The organism is Mesorhizobium sp. M8A.F.Ca.ET.208.01.1.1 (assembly GCF_004791315.1).
GTDB lineage: Bacteria > Pseudomonadota > Alphaproteobacteria > Rhizobiales > Rhizobiaceae > Mesorhizobium.
In genome coordinates, this window is record NZ_SRUT01000091.1 from 1 (window position 1) to 382 (window position 382).

1 protein-coding gene is annotated in these 382 nt (G+C 65.7%); it reads left to right on the forward strand.

All coding sequences use genetic code 11. The features are described 5' to 3' along the window. On the forward strand, window positions 1–316 hold a 316-nt coding region (locus tag EN851_RS34425), incomplete at its 5' end, for a 3-methyl-2-oxobutanoate hydroxymethyltransferase (RefSeq protein ID WP_189587339.1). Between the last annotated feature and the right edge of the window lie 66 nt (window positions 317–382).

A 382-nucleotide genomic window follows, 5' to 3' on the forward strand; every position in this document is an offset into this window, starting at 1 on the left:
GCCGGTGCGCCTCGCCGAGCACATCACACGCGGCACACCGCTGATCACCATGGGCATGGGCTGCGGTACGGCTTGCGACACGCAGTACCTGTTCTCCTGCGATGTGCTGGGGACGCACACCGGCCACTACCCGCGCCATGCCAAGCGCTATGCCGACTTCGTCACGCTGGAGGCCGAGCTGCAGGAAAAGCGCATCGCCGCCTTCCGCGCCTTCGGCCGCGACGTCGCCGGCGGAACCTATCCGGAAGCGAAGCACCAGGTGGATATGGACGATGCCGCTTATGACCGCTTCCTCACCCTCGCTCAGTCTTTGTGAGATCGACCATGGACGACCTGCAATTCGGCACGCGCAACAAGCGGGGCGACTGGGCGCCCAACGAGC